Source organism: Siccirubricoccus deserti (genome assembly GCF_014283215.1).
GTDB classification, from domain to species: domain Bacteria; phylum Pseudomonadota; class Alphaproteobacteria; order Acetobacterales; family Acetobacteraceae; genus Siccirubricoccus; species Siccirubricoccus deserti.
Genome location: NZ_JACOMF010000019.1, coordinates 57,612 through 72,057, shown reverse-complemented (window position 1 = coordinate 72,057; position 14,446 = coordinate 57,612). Strand labels below are relative to the sequence as shown.

15 protein-coding genes are annotated in these 14,446 nt (G+C 70.4%); 8 read left to right on the top strand and 7 right to left on the bottom strand.

Annotated features, from left to right (window positions below):
* Window positions 1–12: 12 nt before the first annotated feature.
* Complete coding sequence (gene msrP / locus H7965_RS16195; RefSeq protein ID WP_186771630.1) at window positions 13–963, bottom strand: protein-methionine-sulfoxide reductase catalytic subunit MsrP; 951 nt, start codon at window positions 961–963, stop codon at window positions 13–15.
* A 199-nt stretch (window positions 964–1,162) separates the two neighbouring features.
* Between msrP and H7965_RS16190 the strand changes: the two genes are divergently transcribed.
* Together H7965_RS16190 and H7965_RS30390 are read left to right on the top strand one after the other, a co-directional pair.
* Window positions 1,163–1,942: a winged helix-turn-helix domain-containing protein gene (locus H7965_RS16190; protein WP_186771629.1), complete on the top strand. Its 780-nt coding sequence runs from the start codon at window positions 1,163–1,165 to the stop codon at window positions 1,940–1,942.
* 128 nt (window positions 1,943–2,070) lie between these two features.
* Window positions 2,071–2,853, top strand: coding sequence for a transglycosylase SLT domain-containing protein (locus H7965_RS30390; RefSeq protein ID WP_222440650.1), 783 nt, complete (start codon window positions 2,071–2,073; stop codon window positions 2,851–2,853).
* Between the two features lie 15 nt (window positions 2,854–2,868).
* On the opposite strand, the gene H7965_RS16180 is transcribed toward H7965_RS30390, so the two are convergent.
* Window positions 2,869–3,900, bottom strand: coding sequence for an amino acid ABC transporter substrate-binding protein (locus H7965_RS16180; protein ID WP_186771628.1), 1,032 nt, complete (start codon window positions 3,898–3,900; stop codon window positions 2,869–2,871).
* 8 nt (window positions 3,901–3,908) lie between these two features.
* Window positions 3,909–4,589: an NIPSNAP family protein gene (locus H7965_RS16175; protein ID WP_186771627.1), complete on the bottom strand. Its 681-nt coding sequence runs from the start codon at window positions 4,587–4,589 to the stop codon at window positions 3,909–3,911.
* A 198-nt stretch (window positions 4,590–4,787) separates the two neighbouring features.
* Here H7965_RS16175 and H7965_RS16170 point away from each other — a divergent pair, with 198 nt between their 5' ends.
* Together H7965_RS16170 and H7965_RS16165 are read left to right on the top strand one after the other, a co-directional pair.
* Window positions 4,788–5,918 carry an acyltransferase family protein gene (locus tag H7965_RS16170; RefSeq protein WP_186771626.1) on the top strand — a complete coding sequence of 377 codons (1,131 nt, stop codon included), beginning with the start codon at window positions 4,788–4,790 and terminating at the stop codon, window positions 5,916–5,918.
* Between the two features lie 60 nt (window positions 5,919–5,978).
* On the top strand, window positions 5,979–6,731 hold the full coding sequence (locus H7965_RS16165; RefSeq protein WP_186771625.1) for an alpha/beta fold hydrolase: 753 nt from the start codon (window positions 5,979–5,981) through the stop codon (window positions 6,729–6,731).
* Window positions 6,732–6,748: 17 nt separating this feature from the next.
* Here the strand turns inward: H7965_RS16165 and H7965_RS16160 are convergent, their stop codons facing one another.
* The 3 genes from H7965_RS16160 to H7965_RS16150 form a co-directional block, all read right to left on the bottom strand.
* Window positions 6,749–7,420: a DsbA family oxidoreductase gene (locus tag H7965_RS16160; RefSeq protein WP_186771624.1), complete on the bottom strand. Its 672-nt coding sequence runs from the start codon at window positions 7,418–7,420 to the stop codon at window positions 6,749–6,751.
* Window positions 7,421–7,659: 239 nt separating this feature from the next.
* The gene (locus H7965_RS16155; protein WP_186771623.1) at window positions 7,660–8,916 is read right to left on the bottom strand and encodes an NAD(P)/FAD-dependent oxidoreductase; all 1,257 of its coding nucleotides are present in this window, start codon (window positions 8,914–8,916) and stop codon (window positions 7,660–7,662) included.
* Between the two features lie 104 nt (window positions 8,917–9,020).
* Window positions 9,021–9,989: a Bug family tripartite tricarboxylate transporter substrate binding protein gene (locus H7965_RS16150; protein ID WP_186771622.1), complete on the bottom strand. Its 969-nt coding sequence runs from the start codon at window positions 9,987–9,989 to the stop codon at window positions 9,021–9,023.
* A 105-nt stretch (window positions 9,990–10,094) separates the two neighbouring features.
* On the opposite strand from H7965_RS16150, the gene H7965_RS16145 reads away from it, so the two are divergent.
* The 4 genes from H7965_RS16145 to H7965_RS16130 are packed head-to-tail and all read left to right on the top strand — an operon-like array spanning window position 10,095 to window position 13,986.
* Entirely contained in the window at window positions 10,095–10,976 is an 882-nt protein-coding gene (locus H7965_RS16145) for a TauD/TfdA dioxygenase family protein (RefSeq protein ID WP_186771621.1), read from the top strand.
* 1 nt (window position 10,977) lies between these two features.
* On the top strand, window positions 10,978–11,889 hold the full coding sequence (locus tag H7965_RS16140; protein WP_186771620.1) for a fumarylacetoacetate hydrolase family protein: 912 nt from the start codon (window positions 10,978–10,980) through the stop codon (window positions 11,887–11,889).
* Window positions 11,886–12,866, top strand: coding sequence for a Bug family tripartite tricarboxylate transporter substrate binding protein (locus H7965_RS16135; protein ID WP_186771619.1), 981 nt, complete (start codon window positions 11,886–11,888; stop codon window positions 12,864–12,866). The genes H7965_RS16140 and H7965_RS16135 overlap by 4 nt, the downstream gene beginning before the upstream one ends.
* A 4-nt stretch (window positions 12,867–12,870) precedes the next feature.
* Window positions 12,871–13,986, top strand: a complete 1,116-nt coding sequence (locus tag H7965_RS16130) for an Ldh family oxidoreductase (RefSeq protein WP_186771618.1) — start codon at window positions 12,871–12,873, stop codon at window positions 13,984–13,986.
* A 45-nt stretch (window positions 13,987–14,031) separates the two neighbouring features.
* Here the strand turns inward: H7965_RS16130 and H7965_RS16125 are convergent, their stop codons facing one another.
* Window positions 14,032–14,436 carry a nuclear transport factor 2 family protein gene (locus H7965_RS16125; RefSeq protein ID WP_186771617.1) on the bottom strand — a complete coding sequence of 135 codons (405 nt, stop codon included), beginning with the start codon at window positions 14,434–14,436 and terminating at the stop codon, window positions 14,032–14,034.
* Window positions 14,437–14,446 lie beyond the last annotated feature (10 nt).

Genomic DNA, 14,446 nt, shown 5'->3' with positions numbered 1-14,446 from the left:
AGACCCCGGCGGTCACGCCCAGAGGCGTTCCCGCTGCAGGTTCGTGTAGAGGCCGGCGACGAACTCGCCATAGCCGTTGAAGATCTGCGTCGGCACCCGCTCCCCGGTGCCGAGCACCCGCTCGCTCGCCTGGCTCCAGCGCGGATGCGCGACTTCAGGGTTCACATTGGCCCAGAAACCATATTCGGAAGCCTGGATCGCCTCCCAGAAGCTCTTCGGCCGCTCCGCCACCAGGCTGATCCGGACCAGCGACTTGCCGGCCTTGAAGCCGTATTTCCATGGCTGGTGGAAGCGGATCGGCGCGCCATTCTGCGGCAGCAGCGGCTTGCCATAGGCACCAACCACGAGGAAGGAGAGCTCGTTCGCCGCCTCCTCGATGGTACAGCCCTCGATATAGGGCCAGGGATACCAGCTCTGCCGCAGCCCGGGCATGACGGACGGCATCGCCGCGGTCTCGAAGCGGAGGTATTTCGCGCTGGATTGCGGCCCGACGGCCTCGAGCAGGGCGGAGATCGGAAAACCGGTCCAAGGCACCACCATCGACCAGGCTTCGACGCAGCGCAGCCGGTAGACCCGCTCCTCGATCGGCATGGCCTTCAGCAGATCGTCCACGGAGTACTCGCGCGGCCGGTCGACCAGCCCATCCACCTTCACCGTCCAGGGCCGCGTCGGCAGGCGCTGGGCGGCACGGTGGATGCCCTTGTCGCTGCCGAACTCGTAGTAGTTGTTGTAGGTGGTGGCGTCGCGCTCGCCAGTGATGTCACGGCCGGGGCTGAAGCGCAGGTTGCGCACCGCAGCGGGGAATTCCGCCGCAGCCGATTGGGCCGCCGCCGCGCGCGGCGCGACCAGGGCCGCACCAAGCGCCATGGTGCCGCCGAGTGCCGCTCGGCGGCCGAACACCAGATGTTCCGGCGTGGCCTGGCGTTCGGGAAGCTCCCAGCCACGCGGCGTGCGGATCAACATGCGGAGGCGCTCCTCGGGACGAATACGAGAATGGTCGGGGCATCGCTGTCGTCAACCCGCCCACACCGGCCCTTTCGGTCCACACGCTCTGCCGGTTACGCTGCTAGGAATCGTATGCTCTGAGATTGAATTCCGGTTGAATTATAATTTGTATACACTATCCTGTGATCCGCCTCACGAAACCCTGATGGAGCGTTCGATGCGGATCGTCCTGGCCTCGGATTCCGAAGATTACCAAAGCCTGGAGCAGGGTCTCGCCCAGCTGGGCGTGCTCTGCGACGCGGCCGATGGGCTGGACGACCTGCCTTCCGTGATCGCTCTCAGCGGTCCCTATGATCTGGTGCTGCTGCAGGTCACCGGCTCCCTGCAGCAGGCCCAGGCGCCGATCCGCGCCCTGCGCCGCCGCGGCCTGGTGCTGCCGGTGATCGTCCTCGCGCCTGCGGGTGCCAGCGCTGAGGCCGAAGAGGCGGTGCTGCACGCCGGTGCCGATGACGTGGTGTTCCAGCCGCTGCGGCTTTCGGTGCTGCACGCCCGCATGCAGGCCACCGCCCGCCGCGCCCGCGGCTATGCCAGCGCGGCGCTGGTCTGCGGCAATGTCACGCTCGACCAGGAGCAGCACGCCGTCTGGGTGGATGAGGCACGGGTCCCGTTGACCGCCCGCGAATATGACTTCCTTGAGACGCTGATGCTGCACAAGGGCGTCCTGCTCACCAAGGAACGCTTCATGAGCAGCCTCTATGCCGAATCCGAGGCGCCGGATTCGAAGATCGTCGACGTCTTCGTCTGCAAGCTGCGGCGCAAGCTGGCAGCTTCCGGCGCAGCGGAGATCATCCGCACGGTCTGGGGCCGTGGCTATGTGCTGTTCGAGCCCTCGGCCGAAGCGGTCGCCGCCATCCGTGCCAAGCGGCGGCCGGAGGCGGTGGCGGATGCGCCGGTGCGTGGCTGGGTGCGCCGGGCCACGCGCTACGCGGCGGCGTAGCGCCGGCTGCGGACTGAACTCACGGCAGTGGCCGGCGGTCGGGAGACCGCCGGCCATTGTCGCATCTGGCACGCAGGTTGCCCTCCGGCCAGCACGCTTCGCATCAGGCGGGCGCCGGAGGCCAGACCATGCGTGCTCTTTCCCAACGACCCGCCGCCCCCTGGCGCCTGGCCCTGCGGCTGCTGGCGCTGCTGGGTGCCCCTTGCGCCGCCCTGGCGCAGCCGGCGGAGGCCGGCCAGTTCTGCCGCGCCGCCATCGCCGCGGCGGAGCGCGAGGCCGGCCTGCCGCCCCGGCTGCTCGCCGCCATCGGCCGGGTCGAGAGCGGCCGGCGCGGCCCCGCCACCGGCGCCATCCACCCCTGGCCCTGGACCATCAATGCCGAGGGGCGCGGCAGCTTTTTCCCGGACAAGGCGGCAGCGATTGCCGCGGTGCGGCAGTTGCAGGCAGCCGGGATGCGCTCGATCGACGTTGGCTGCCTGCAGATCAATCTGCGCCACCACCCCAACGCCTTCGCCAGCCTGGAGGAGGCCTTCGACCCGCTGGCCAATGCCCGCTACGCCGCCCGCTTCCTGACCGAGTTGCAGGCCAGCCGCGGCGACTGGATGGTCAGCGCCAGCCACTACCACTCGCAGACCCCGGAATTCGCCGCCCCCTATCGCGCCCGGGTCATGGCCGCGCTGCTGGCCGAACAGGGCGCGCCGGAGGTGCCTTCCACCGCCATGGCGGCGTTGCGCGCCCCGCTGGCGGCGGCATTGCCGGGCGGTGGCGGCTTCATGCTGTCGAATGGGGCGGAGCGGGCTGCTACCCTGCCGGCGGCGCCGGGCACCAGCGGGCGGGGGCTCGATGCCTATCGGGCGCTGCCGATTCCGCTGGCCGGGCGCAGGCCGGCGGTCGGCGCCCGCCGGTCGTAGGCGGGCGCCGGAAGATCAGCGCATCGGCCAGGAATACATCAGCCCGCCATCGGTCCAGAGCCGGTTCAGCCCGCGCTCCAGCCCGATTGGCGTGTTCGGGCCGATGGTCCGGTCGAACAACTCGCCGTAGTTCCCGATCGCCCGGATCAGGTTGTAGGCCCAGGCGGGGTCGAGCTTCAGCGCATTGCCGAGCAGCGGATCGGCGCCGAGCAGCCGGCGGATGTCCGGGTTGGGACTGCCGCGCATCTGCTCCGCGTTGCGGCTGTTGACCCCGAGTTCCTCCGCCTGGATGAGCGCCGAGACTGTCCAGCGCACCACGTCGAACCATTCCTGGTCGTCGCGCCGCACCACCGGCCCATAGGGCTCCTTGGAGAAGCGCTGCGGCAGGATGACGAAATCGCCCGGCCGGGTGAACTGGCTGCGCAGCGCGGCGAGCTGCGTCGCATCCGTGCCGATGGCGTCGCAACGGCCGGCCTGCAACGCCGTCGCATTGTCCTGCATCCGCTCCTGCAGCAACGGGGTGAAGCGCAGGCTGTTGGCGCGGAACCAGTCGGCGGTGACCAGCTCGTTCGTGGTGCCGGGCGAGAGGCAGATGGTCATGCCATCCATGCCCTTCGGATCGCTGATGTTGGCGTCCTTCCGCACCATGAAGCCGTGGCCGTCATAGAGGTTGGCCACCACCATGCGCAGCCCGAGGGTGGTGTCCCGCGTCATCGTCAGCGTGGTCTGGCGGATCAGCACGTCGATCTCGCCGGATTGCAGGGCGGTGAAGCGCTGCACCGCGGTCAGCGGCACGAAGCGCACCTTGCTCGCATCGCCGAACATCACCGCCGCCAGGCCACGGCAGAGATCGGCGTCCATGCCGCGCCAGACGCCCTGGCTGTCCGGCAGGGAGAAGCCGGCGACGCCGACGTTGACGCCGCAATTGAGCGTGCCGCGCGCCTTCATCGAATCGAAGGTCTGGCCGGCCTCGGCAGCCCCGGCCCAGGGGAGAACCCCCAGGCCGAAGGCGAGTGCGGCGGCAGCGAGGAGGCGCCGGATCCGCATGGCGGGTCTCAGCGCATCGGCGACCAGGGCACCGGCTTCAGCAGCAGGTTCGTCTGCTGCTTCAGCGCACCGAGCGGGCCGGTCGCCTTCAGGAACTCGGCCCAGCCCGGATCGGCCGCCATCGCCGTCCGCCGCCGGTCGCGGTCGCCGAGCGAGCTGTAGGCCCAGGCGAAGACCGCCTGGTTGATCGGCCCGGCTTCGGTCACGGCGAAGAACAGCAGCTGGCCGACCAGCCGGTCCTGCACGGGCTTGCCGAGGTCGCGGTATGCGTCGATCCAGGCCTGCGCCTTGCCCGGGTGGAAATCATAGGTGCGGTGGTCGACGAACATCGTCGTGCCCTCGATCTTCCGCTCGAAGGGCTGGCCGACCTTCTGCAGCGGGGAGAAGGGCACGGTCTTCAGCAGCTTCGCCTCCTGCGCCATCAGCGCGTTCAGCGGGCGGGTCTCGGCGAGGAAGCGCTGCCATTCCGGGTCGGCCTCGCGCCGGCCCATCCCTGCCTCGCGGTCGTCGATGTCGTCGAATCCGCGGAGGAAGAGCACGCGGTTGATCTGGCCGAATTCGACCGTGAACATGCCAATCAGCGGCGTCAGCGTGCGCGAGGAGGCCGGCCCCCCGATTTCGTTGTAGGCCTTGAGCCAGCCGGGGAGCTTGCCCGGATGCGCGGTATAGATGCGTTGCTCGAGAAACATGGCGTCGCCCTCTCCTTCACCCGCCATCGGCGGGGTGTGGCGGGAGTGCCGCACAGCCGGCGCGCGCGGTCAATGACCCGCGACGGCAATGGGCCGGCATCCATTCCCGGCGGCGCGGCGGCATTCGCATGCCGATGCGGGCAGGTTGAGGCCCCTGCCGCGCTTGCAACGATGCCGTGCCTGCCGCATCAGGCCGCCATGGCAACAACCCCGTTGCCGGCCCGCCGGCGCACCGACCTCGACCTCCTGCGCATCATTGTCTGCGGCGGCGTCATCCTGGCGCATGCGCTGCTGATCTTCGCCGCCGAGCCACGCTACCATGTGAAGAGCGCGACGCCCTGGCTGCCGGCCACCATCCTCTACGAAGGCTTCCGCATCTCGACCCTGGCGATCTTCTTCGTCCTTGCCGGCTGGTCCGCCGTCGCCTCGCTGCGCCGCCGCGCCGCCGGCCGCTATATCCGCGACCGGGCGGAGCGGGTGCTGCTGCCATTGGCCGCCGGGGTGGTGGTGCTGGGCCCGGTCATCAAGTGGATCGAGCTGAACCAGGGCCGCGACCTGCGCATCAACGGCTTCCGGCTGGTGAGCCCGCCCGAGATCTCCTTCCTCGAGTTCCTCCCGCGCTACCTCGGCCGGCTGCAGCTGCTGACCTGGTCGCATCTGTGGTTCCTCGCCTATCTCTTCGTCATCTCGCTGATGCTGCTGCCGGTGCTGCTGCGGCTGGCGCGGCGGCCGCCGAGCCAACAGATGCCGGGACGGGCGATGGCCTTTCTGCCGGCCGCCGGCCTTGCGCTGCTGGTCCTCGCCAGCTCGGCCTATTGGCCCTTCCTGCCGAATCTGACCCAGGACTGGGGGAACCTGCTGTATTTCGCCGCCTGCTTCCTGCTCGGCGGCGGCCTCGCTGCCTGGCCCGGCTTCGAGGCGCGGCTGCGGGTGGAGGCGCCCGGGCTGCTGCTGCTGGCGCTGACCGGCCTTACCCTGGTGGTGGCCGCCGGCGAGGGGCCGGTTGGCCGTATCGGCGTCGGCCTCTGCGCCTGGGGGTCGATCGGCGCGGCGCTCGGCTATGCCGGGCGGCATCCGCCGGCGGCCAGTCCGACCCTCGGCTGGCTCGGCGAGGCCACCATGCCGGTCTATGTGCTGCACCACATCCCGGTGCTGGCGCTCGGCGTGCTGGTGCTGCCCTGGGGCTGGGGGCCGTTGGCGACGGTGCTGGTGATCTGGCCGCTGGCGACGGTGATCTCGCTGCTGGCCTACCGGTTGCTGGTGCAGCCCTTCCCCTGGCCGCGCCGGCTGGTGGGCATGGATGCGCGGCCGAAGCCGAAGCTGGCGTGACGCCGCGCGGTTGACAGCCGGCCGCGTCCGGGCGGGGAATGCGCCGAAACGGAGGATGCGATGCCCGTACTGCACCGGCCGGATGGCGTGATCCATTACGAGACCCATGGCGCGGGCTACCCCGTGCTGCTCTATGCACCGGGCGGCCTGCGCTCGCGCATGGCGATGTGGCCCGCCCCTGCCGGCGGCCCGCCCCGGCCCTGGGTGGATTGGACCCGGGCGCTGCCGGCGGCCGGCTTCACCGCCATCGCCATGGACCAGCGCAACGCCGGCGAATCCCGCACCGCCATCGAGGCCGACCATGGCTGGCATAGCTATGCGGCGGATCATCTGGCGCTGATGGACCACCTCGGCTTCAACCGCTTCCATGTCCTCGGCGGCTGCATCGGCGGCAGCTTCTGCCTGAAGGCCATCGAGACGGCGCCCGGCCGCGTCGCCGCCGCGGTGCTGCAGAACCCGATCGGCCTGCATCCCGAGCAACAGACCTACTTCCCCGACAGCCACGCCGAATGGAGCCGCGAGCAATGCGCCGTTCGGCCCGAACTGGATCCGGCGGCGCTGGCCAGCTTCGGCCGCAACATGTGGGGAGGTGATTTCGTCTTCTGCGTCGACCGCGACTTCGCCAGGACCTGCCCGGTGCCGACCTTTCTGCTGCCGGGCACTGACGTGCCGCATCCGGCGGCGACCAGCACCGAACTCGCCGCGCTGCTGCCGGGGGTGGAGGTGCTGAGCGAATGGCGCGGCCCGGAGCATCTGGCGCAGCAGGAGGCCCGGGTGGTGGGCTTCCTGAAGCGGCACACCCCGGCGGGCTGACGCCGGGACGCGGTGTCTCAGCCCGCCGCCAGCCCCTCGACCAGCGCCACGTCCAGCAGCCGTTCCAGCACCTCCGGCTCCTGCGCCCCGGCGATGGCATTGCGCCCGGCCACCACGAAGCAAGGCACGCCATTGATGCCGAGCCGGTGCGCCCGCAGGTTGTCGGCATGCACCGCCTCCACCTCGGCGACCGTTGCCAGAAAGCGCCGTGCCGCCTGGCTATCCAGCCCCTGCCTGCCAGCGATCGCCGCCAGCACGCTGGCCTCGCCGATATCGGCGCCCTGCATGAAATAGGCATCGAAGATCGCCTCGACGATCTGGTCGGCGGCACCGAAGCGGCCGGCCCAGCGCACCAGGCGGTGGGCGTCGAGCGAATGCGGCACCCGACGGATCCGGTCGAAGCGGAACTCCACCCCCTCCGCCCGGCCAAGCTCGGTGATCGTGCCATGCAGGCGGCGGGCGCGCTCCTCGCCGCCGAATTTTCGCACCAGATATTCCTGCCGCGGCACCCCCTGCGGCGCCAGGTCAGGGTTGAGCAGGAAGGGCCGCCAGATCAGCTCCGCGGTGATGTCCGGGCGCCCGCGCAAGGTGCGGCGCAGCCGCCGGATGCCGAGGAAGCACCATGGGCAGACCAGGTCGAAGACGACCTCGATGGGCAGGCGCGCGCGTGGTGGGGCGAGCAGGTTCACAGGTGGAAGCCTAGCAGGCCAGCGGAAATCTGCATCTCCCCAGGATGAACTCCCGGAGAGTTTGACATCTTTGCACCCACCCCGGCGTGCAGCCAAGTTATCGATTTTTCGAACTGCACTTTCGGCACCCCGATCCTGCAGCGGATTGGCGTTCGTATCTGACCGCCAATCCGCTGCAGGCCGCTGTTTCCAGAGCAGATTCACGCTCCAGGGGCGCTCACGCCCTTCCGCGATCTGCTCTAGCCGAACCGTTCGACCGCGAAGGGCGCCAGATCGAGGTTCGGCGCCGGCCCCAGCATCGCCCGCGCCAGCGCCGCGCCGGTCGGTGCCGAGCCGGTCAGGCCGAGATGCCCATGGCCGAAGGCGCACCAGAGGCCCGGCCAGCGCCGCACCGGGCCGAGCACCGGCAAGCTGTCCGGCAGGCAGGGGCGATGACCCATCCAGAACCCCTCGGCGCCCGCGGTGCGGGCCTGGGGGAAGGCGTTCCGCAGATCCTCCAGCAGCAGCGCCGCCCGCTGCGGCGTCGGCGGATGATCGAGCCCGCCGAACTCCACCGTGCCGGCAATGCGCAAGCCTCCCTCCATCGGCGAGACGAAGGCCTTGCGATCCGCCGGCACCACCGGCCGCTGCAGCGAGATCCCGGCATCCGGCAGCATCACATGGTAGCCGCGCTGCGATTCGAGCGGCACGCGAATGCCAAGCGGCGCCAGCAGGCGGGCCGACCAGGCGCCGGCCGCCAGCACCACCTGATCCGCCGCAACGGCGCCCGCCGCGGTGGCGACGCCGGTGACACGGCCGCCCTCGGTGGTCAGCGCCGTGACCTTCTCCCGCCGGATGATGCCACCCTGCCGCTCCACCCCGCGCGCCACCACCTGCGCCTGGCGCAGCGGGTTCACGCTGCTGCCCTGGTCCGGGATGAACAGGCCGAGCCGGTAGTCGCCTCGCATGTCCGGCTCCAGCGCCCGGATCGCTTCCGCCCCATCCAGGTATTCGACCCGCATCCCGTGCTGCTGCCTGAGCGCCCAGCCGCCGGCGTCCTTCGCGTAATGCGCCCGATCGCGGTACAGGTAGAGCTGCCCGGTCTCGCGGATCAGGTCGAGCGCGCCCTCCTCGGCCAGGATGGCGCGGTGCTGTTCCATGGCACCGAACATCAGTGCCGCCAGCGCATCGGCAATGGCGGCGACGCGGGCCGGGCGGGCGCTGGCGACGAAGCGCAGCAGCCAGGGCGCGGCGCGCGGCCAGTAGCGCGGCGGGATGTGCAGCGCGCCGGCGGGGTCCAGCAGCATCTGCGGCACCTGCTTCAGCACCCCCGGCATGGCCAGCGGCGCCACCGAGCCGCCGCTGATCGCGCCGGCATTGCCGGAGGAGGCGCCACTGCCCGGCGCCGCCCCATCCAGCACCATGACCTCGGCACCGCCGCGCGCCAGGTGCCAGGCGGTGCAGAGGCCGACGATGCCGGCGCCGACGACGACGATGCGGGGTTTCTGCTGATCCATGCCGCTACCTTAGAGCGGATCGCGGAGGCGCGTGAACGTCCTGGAGCGTGGATGCGCTGTAGCCGCGCCACCGCGCCATCGGCCGATCCACCCCGCCCGCGCTTCTACTCGATCCGCACCTCCGCACGCTGGGCGATGCTGGCCCATTTGCGCCGCTCCGCGGCAAGGAAGCTGGCGGTGTCCTCCCGTGTCGCCCCCACCGCCTCCAGCCCGCGGCCGGTGAGCATCTCGCCCAGCCCCTCCTGCAGGATGGCGCGGGCCTCCGTCGACAGCTGGGCGAGGATCGGCTCCGGCACCCGTGCCGGCGCCGCCAGCACCGCCCAGGTGGCGCCGACCAGGTAGGGGAAGCCGGCCTCCGCCACCGTCGGCACCTCCGCCACCGAGGGGAGGCGGCGGTCATGGCACAGTGCCAGCGCGCGCAGCCGACCCTCGCGCAGATGCGGCAGGGAGGAGGGGATGGTGTCGAAGGTGAATTGCACCTGCCCGGCCAGCAGGTCGATCAGCAGCGGCCCACTGCCGCGGTAGGGGATATGGGTGATGTCCGCCCCGGCGTTGAGCCGCAGCAGCTCGCCGACCAGATGGGTCGAGGTGCCGTTGCCGAAGCTGCCGTAGTTGAGCGTCCCTGGCCGCGCCTTGGCCAGCGTCACCAGCTCCCCGAGCGTCGCCGCCGGCACCGAGGGGTGGACCAGCACCAGGAAGGGCTGAAGGGTCAGCCAGGTGATGCCAACCAGCTCCCGCTCCACATCCACCGCCAGGTTGCGCATCGTCGCATGCAATATGCCCATCTCAGCCGAGGCGCCGAGCAGCAGCGTGTGCCCGTCCGGTGGCGATTTGGCGACATATTCGGCGCCCAGCGCGCCGCTGGCGCCGGCCCGGTTCTCCACCACCACCGTCTGGCCCAGGCGCTTCGCCAGCCGCTCGGCCAGCAGCCGTGCCACGAGATCGGTGCTGCCGCCCGGCGGATAGCCGACGACCAGCCGGATGGTGCGGCTTGGGTATTCCGCTTGGGCGATGGCCGGGGCAGCAAGGAACGCCGCCCCTGCCCCGAGGATTGCCCGCCGGGTGATGCACATGCTTCGTTTCCTCCCGTTTCGGCAATGGTCCGCCAGCATGATGCCGGGCGCAAGCTTGACCGGGGCGGACGTCCGACCGATTTTGCCGGCCGGAGGATTGGCCACATGCGCATTACGCCGAACAACGCCGGACTGGGCGCACGGGTCGAGGGAATCGACCTGTCTCAGCCGCTCTCGCCACCCGACTACCGCACCGTGCTGCGGGCGCTGGGTCAATACGGCGTGCTTTGCTTTCCCGGCCAGGATCTGGAGGCCTCCCACCTGGCCAGCTTCGGCCGCCGGTTCGGCGAGCTGGAGGTGAACGTCGCCAACCTGTTCCATGCCCCCGGCCTGCCCGAAGTGATGATCCTGTCCAACATGCGGGACGCCGAGGGCAAGCCGCTCGGGCTGAACGATGCCGGCCAGGGCTGGCACACCGACATGTCCTATTCGACCGAGATCGCCCTAGCCAATGCGCTGCACGCCAAGACCGTGCCAATGCGCGACGGCAGGCCGCTCGGCGACACCCAGTTCCGCAACATGCACGCCGCCTACGACGACCTGCCGGCGGAGGTGAAGCAGCGCCTGGAAGGCCGGGTGGCGATCCACGACTTCGAGAAATTCTGGGATGTGATGCGCACCCGCCCAGGCAGCATCCGCAAGCCGCTGACGCCGGAGCAGCGGGCGAAGAAGCCGCCGGTGCCGCAGCCGATCTTCCGTATCCACCCGATCACCGGCCGCCGGGTGCTCTACTGCAATCCCGGCTACGCCATGTGGATCGAGGGGCTGGAGCGGAACGAAAGCGATGCGCTTCTGGAATACCTGTTCCGCCACCAGGCGCAGGAGAAATACCTCTACAGCCATGGTTGGGCGCCGGGCGACCTGCTGATGTGGGACAACATCGGCACTGTCCACAACGCTGTCGCCGATTACACGCCGGAGGAGCACCGCTACATCCTGCGGGTGCAGGTGATGGCGACCCTCGATTACGCAGCGCTGGCCGCCTGACATGAAGCTCACGACGTTTGAAGCCGATGGCCTGACCCGGATCGGCGCCGTGCTCGGCGACGCGGTGGTACCCTTGCAGCCGGCGCTCGATGCCGCCTGCGCCGCCGCGGGCGAGCCGGCACAATCCCTGCCCACCGACATGCGCGGCCTGCTCGAAGCCGGCGAGGCGGCGCTGGTCGCCGCCGCCCGTGCCATTGCCTTTGCCGCCCGGCCGGAGAGCGCGGCGCTGCGCCAGCCGCTCGCCTCGGTGCGGCTGCTGGCGCCGCTGCAGCCGGGAAAGATTCTCGGTGTCGGACGGAATTACGCCGACCATGCGAAGGAGGTCGGCGGGCCCAAGCTGGTGGCGCCGCGGATCTTCCTGAAGCCCACCTCCTCGGTCTGCGGCCCGGGCACCGTGGTGCCGATCCCGGCCGCCGTCACCAAGCCGGATTGGGAGGTGGAGCTGGCCGTCGTCATCGGCCGCACCGCCTGGCAGGTCAGCGAGGGCACCGCCCTCGACCATGTCGCAGGCTACACCGTGCTGAACGACATCAGCGCGCGGGAATTCCAGTTCGACCAGCCGCTGGCCATGACCAGCTTCGCCAAGGGCCTCGACGGCTTCTGCCCGATCGGCCCCTACCTTGTGACCGCCGATGAGGTGGGCGAGCCCTGGCAGCTCGGCCTGCGCTGCTGGCTGAACGACGAACTGGTGCAGGAAGGCAATACCCGCGACCTGATCTTCAGCGTCGCCGCGCTCATCGCCTGGCTGTCGCGCTACATGGCGCTGCAGCCTGGCGACATCATCGCCACCGGCACACCAGCCGGCTCCGGCCATTTCCGCTCGCCGCCGCGCTACCTGCGCCCGGGCGACCGGATGCGGCTGGAGGTCGAGCGGGTCGGCCTGTTGCAACACGACATCGGGGGGAAGGCATGAAGGCATTTTTGGCGGCGGCGCTCGCGCTGCTGGCCGGGGTGGCGCAGGCGCAGCCGCGCGCGCCGGGCACGGATTATCCGAACCGTCCGGTGCGGATCGTGGTGGCGCTGGCGCCCGGCGGCAATGCCGACATCAACGCCCGGCTGGTGGCGACCCAGCTCAGCCAGCAGACCGGTCAGCAATTCCTGGTGGAGAACCGCCCCTCCGGCGGCGGCACCGTGGCCTTCGAGACGGTGGCCGCGACCCCGCCCGATGGCTACACCCTGCTGGTCGGCGCGCTCGGCTCGCACACGCTGAATGTCGGGCTGTATGGCGACCGGCTCAGGGTGCATCCGCTGACCGGGGTGGACCACATCACCATCAGCAGCCATTCGGCGATCGCCGTCGCGGTGCATCCGTCGCTGAACGTGCGGACCCTGGCGGAATTCCGTGACCTGTTAAAGGCCAATCCGGGGAAGTACGACTACGGCTCCTCCGGCAACGGCACCACCGGGCACATCGCCGGCGCCATGCTGGTGCATCTGCTGGGCGTGCAGGCGCAGCACGTGCCCTATCGCGGCTCGGCCGCCGCCTTCACCGACCTCGCAGCCGGGCGGACGGCGTTCCAGGCCGACACCATCTCCTTCCTCTCCGAGCATTTCCGCAACGGCGCGGTGCGCGGCATCGTCATCGCGACGCCGGAGCGCTCGCCGATGGCGCCGGACGTCCCGACCAGCGCCGAAGCCGGGCTGCCGGAATACCAGGCGACCACCTGGACGCCCTGGAGCACGACGCTCGGCACGCCGCTGCCGATCCGCCAGTTCCTCTATGAGCAGATCGCCGAGGCGCTGCGCGCCCCCGCGGTGCGGGACCGGCTGATCCAGCTTGGCAACACCATCCCGGACGGCATGACGCCGGAGAAGACCCGCGCCTTCATCGCCAGCGAGATCGACCGCTGGACCCCCATTGTCCGCGCCACCGGCGCCCGAGTGGACTGATCCCATGGCCAAGAACGTCACCACCGGCCGGCGCGTCCCCGCCGAGAGCATCCGGGCGCAGATCCACGCCATCCTCACCCGCTGGGGCATGGGCGAGAAGCACGCCGCCACCACCGCCGGCATCATGGTGGAGACCGACCTGCTCGGCGTCGACAGCCATGGGCTGTCGATGCTGATGACCTATGAGGAAGGCGTCCAGGCCGGCCGCATAAAGATTGGTGCCGAGCCGCGGGTGGCGCGTGACACCGGTCCGACCGCGCTGCTGGACGCCGGCGACGGGCTCGGCCACCCGGTCTCCGCCATGGCGATGAACCTGGCGGTGGACAAGGCGCTGCAGCACGGCGTCGGCGTGGTCGGCGTGGTGAACAGCCACCATTTCGGCGCCGCCGGCGCCTATGCCCGCATCGCCTCGGCGCGCGGCGTGATCGGCATGGTCACCAGCTCCACCCGCGGCGTCACCATGGTGCCGACCCGCGGCGCCATGCCGGTGCTCGGCACCAACCCGCTGGCCTTCGCCGCCCCGGCGAAGCGCAACAATGCCTTCGTGCTGGACATGGCGACCACCACCGTCGCCGCCGGCAAGGTGAAGGTGCACCACCTGAACGACGCACCGCTGCCGGAAGGCTGGGTGGTCGATGGCAAGGGCGCCGCGGTGACCGACCCGCATGAGGGCAATGCCTTCGTCTTCCAGCGACCGGAAGGCGGCATCACCCCGCTCGGCGGCGTCGAGGATCGCGGCAGCGCCAAGGGCTACGGGCTGGCGATGCTGGTGCACATCCTCGGCGGCGCGCTGGTCGGCAGCAGCTTCTCGCCGATCCGCAACCGCGACCCGCGGAAGGATCTGCCGCACAACATCGGCCATTTCTTCCTGGCAATCGATCCGGCCGCCTTCCGCGAGCCGGGGCAGTTCGAGAACGACCTCGACGAGGTCATCGACGTGCTGCATGCGACGCCACCCGCCGACCCGGCCGAGCCGGTGCTGGTCGCCGGCGAGCCGGAGGACCGGATGCGCGAGGACCGGCTGCGGCTCGGCGTGCCGGTGCCCGACAGCCTGGACGTGCTGATCCGCGGCATCTGCGACCGCAGCGGCGCGCCCTACCTGCTGCGGCCGAACAACTGATGCCGGCAGCCGCGCGGCCCCCACGGCCGGGGGCCGCCGGCACGGCTACTCCCGCAGCTCGAAGCGGTAGACCTTGCTGACGATCTTCCATCCCTCGGCGGTGCGGTTCAGCACCAGATAGTCGGTGAAGTAGCGCGGCGGCAGCTGGCAGGCGACCTTCACCAAGGCGGTCTCCGGCCCGCTGATGTCCAGCAGCAGGATCCGGTCGTCGCGCGCCAGGCCGCGCTCGGCGGCCGAGGGGCTGCGCTTGGCGACGGCCTCCAGCCAGGCGTCGCGCGGCAGGTCCTCCACCCCGCCATCCTTCTCCCAGTATAGATGGCTGACCGGGTGGAAGGCCGCAGCCAGCTTCTTCACGTCGGAATGGTACAGGCCATCGAAATAGGTCTGGATCACCGCCTCGATCTCGGCGACCGCGGTGACGGCGGCGGGCTTGCCACTGGCATCGGGCATGGGGCTTCCT

What these genes read in the sequence shown, in the direction of transcription:
- H7965_RS16190 (WP_186771629.1), top strand. Translation starts at nt 1,163, where the DNA reads ATGCGGATCGTCCTGGCCTCGGATTCCGAAGATTACCAAAGCCTGGAG.
- msrP (WP_186771630.1), bottom strand. Translation starts at nt 963, where the DNA reads ATGTTGATCCGCACGCCGCGTGGCTGGGAGCTTCCCGAACGCCAGGCC.
- H7965_RS16175 (WP_186771627.1), bottom strand. Translation starts at nt 4,589, where the DNA reads ATGTTTCTCGAGCAACGCATCTATACCGCGCATCCGGGCAAGCTCCCC.
- H7965_RS16165 (WP_186771625.1), top strand. Translation starts at nt 5,979, where the DNA reads ATGCCCGTACTGCACCGGCCGGATGGCGTGATCCATTACGAGACCCAT.
- H7965_RS16130 (WP_186771618.1), top strand. Translation starts at nt 12,871, where the DNA reads ATGGCCAAGAACGTCACCACCGGCCGGCGCGTCCCCGCCGAGAGCATC.
- H7965_RS16155 (WP_186771623.1), bottom strand. Translation starts at nt 8,916, where the DNA reads ATGGATCAGCAGAAACCCCGCATCGTCGTCGTCGGCGCCGGCATCGTC.
- H7965_RS16135 (WP_186771619.1), top strand. Translation starts at nt 11,886, where the DNA reads ATGAAGGCATTTTTGGCGGCGGCGCTCGCGCTGCTGGCCGGGGTGGCG.
- H7965_RS16170 (WP_186771626.1), top strand. Translation starts at nt 4,788, where the DNA reads ATGGCAACAACCCCGTTGCCGGCCCGCCGGCGCACCGACCTCGACCTC.
- H7965_RS16150 (WP_186771622.1), bottom strand. Translation starts at nt 9,989, where the DNA reads ATGTGCATCACCCGGCGGGCAATCCTCGGGGCAGGGGCGGCGTTCCTT.
- H7965_RS16180 (WP_186771628.1), bottom strand. Translation starts at nt 3,900, where the DNA reads ATGCGGATCCGGCGCCTCCTCGCTGCCGCCGCACTCGCCTTCGGCCTG.
- H7965_RS16140 (WP_186771620.1), top strand. Translation starts at nt 10,978, where the DNA reads ATGAAGCTCACGACGTTTGAAGCCGATGGCCTGACCCGGATCGGCGCC.
- H7965_RS16125 (WP_186771617.1), bottom strand. Translation starts at nt 14,436, where the DNA reads ATGCCCGATGCCAGTGGCAAGCCCGCCGCCGTCACCGCGGTCGCCGAG.
- H7965_RS16145 (WP_186771621.1), top strand. Translation starts at nt 10,095, where the DNA reads ATGCGCATTACGCCGAACAACGCCGGACTGGGCGCACGGGTCGAGGGA.
- H7965_RS30390 (WP_222440650.1), top strand. Translation starts at nt 2,071, where the DNA reads ATGCGTGCTCTTTCCCAACGACCCGCCGCCCCCTGGCGCCTGGCCCTG.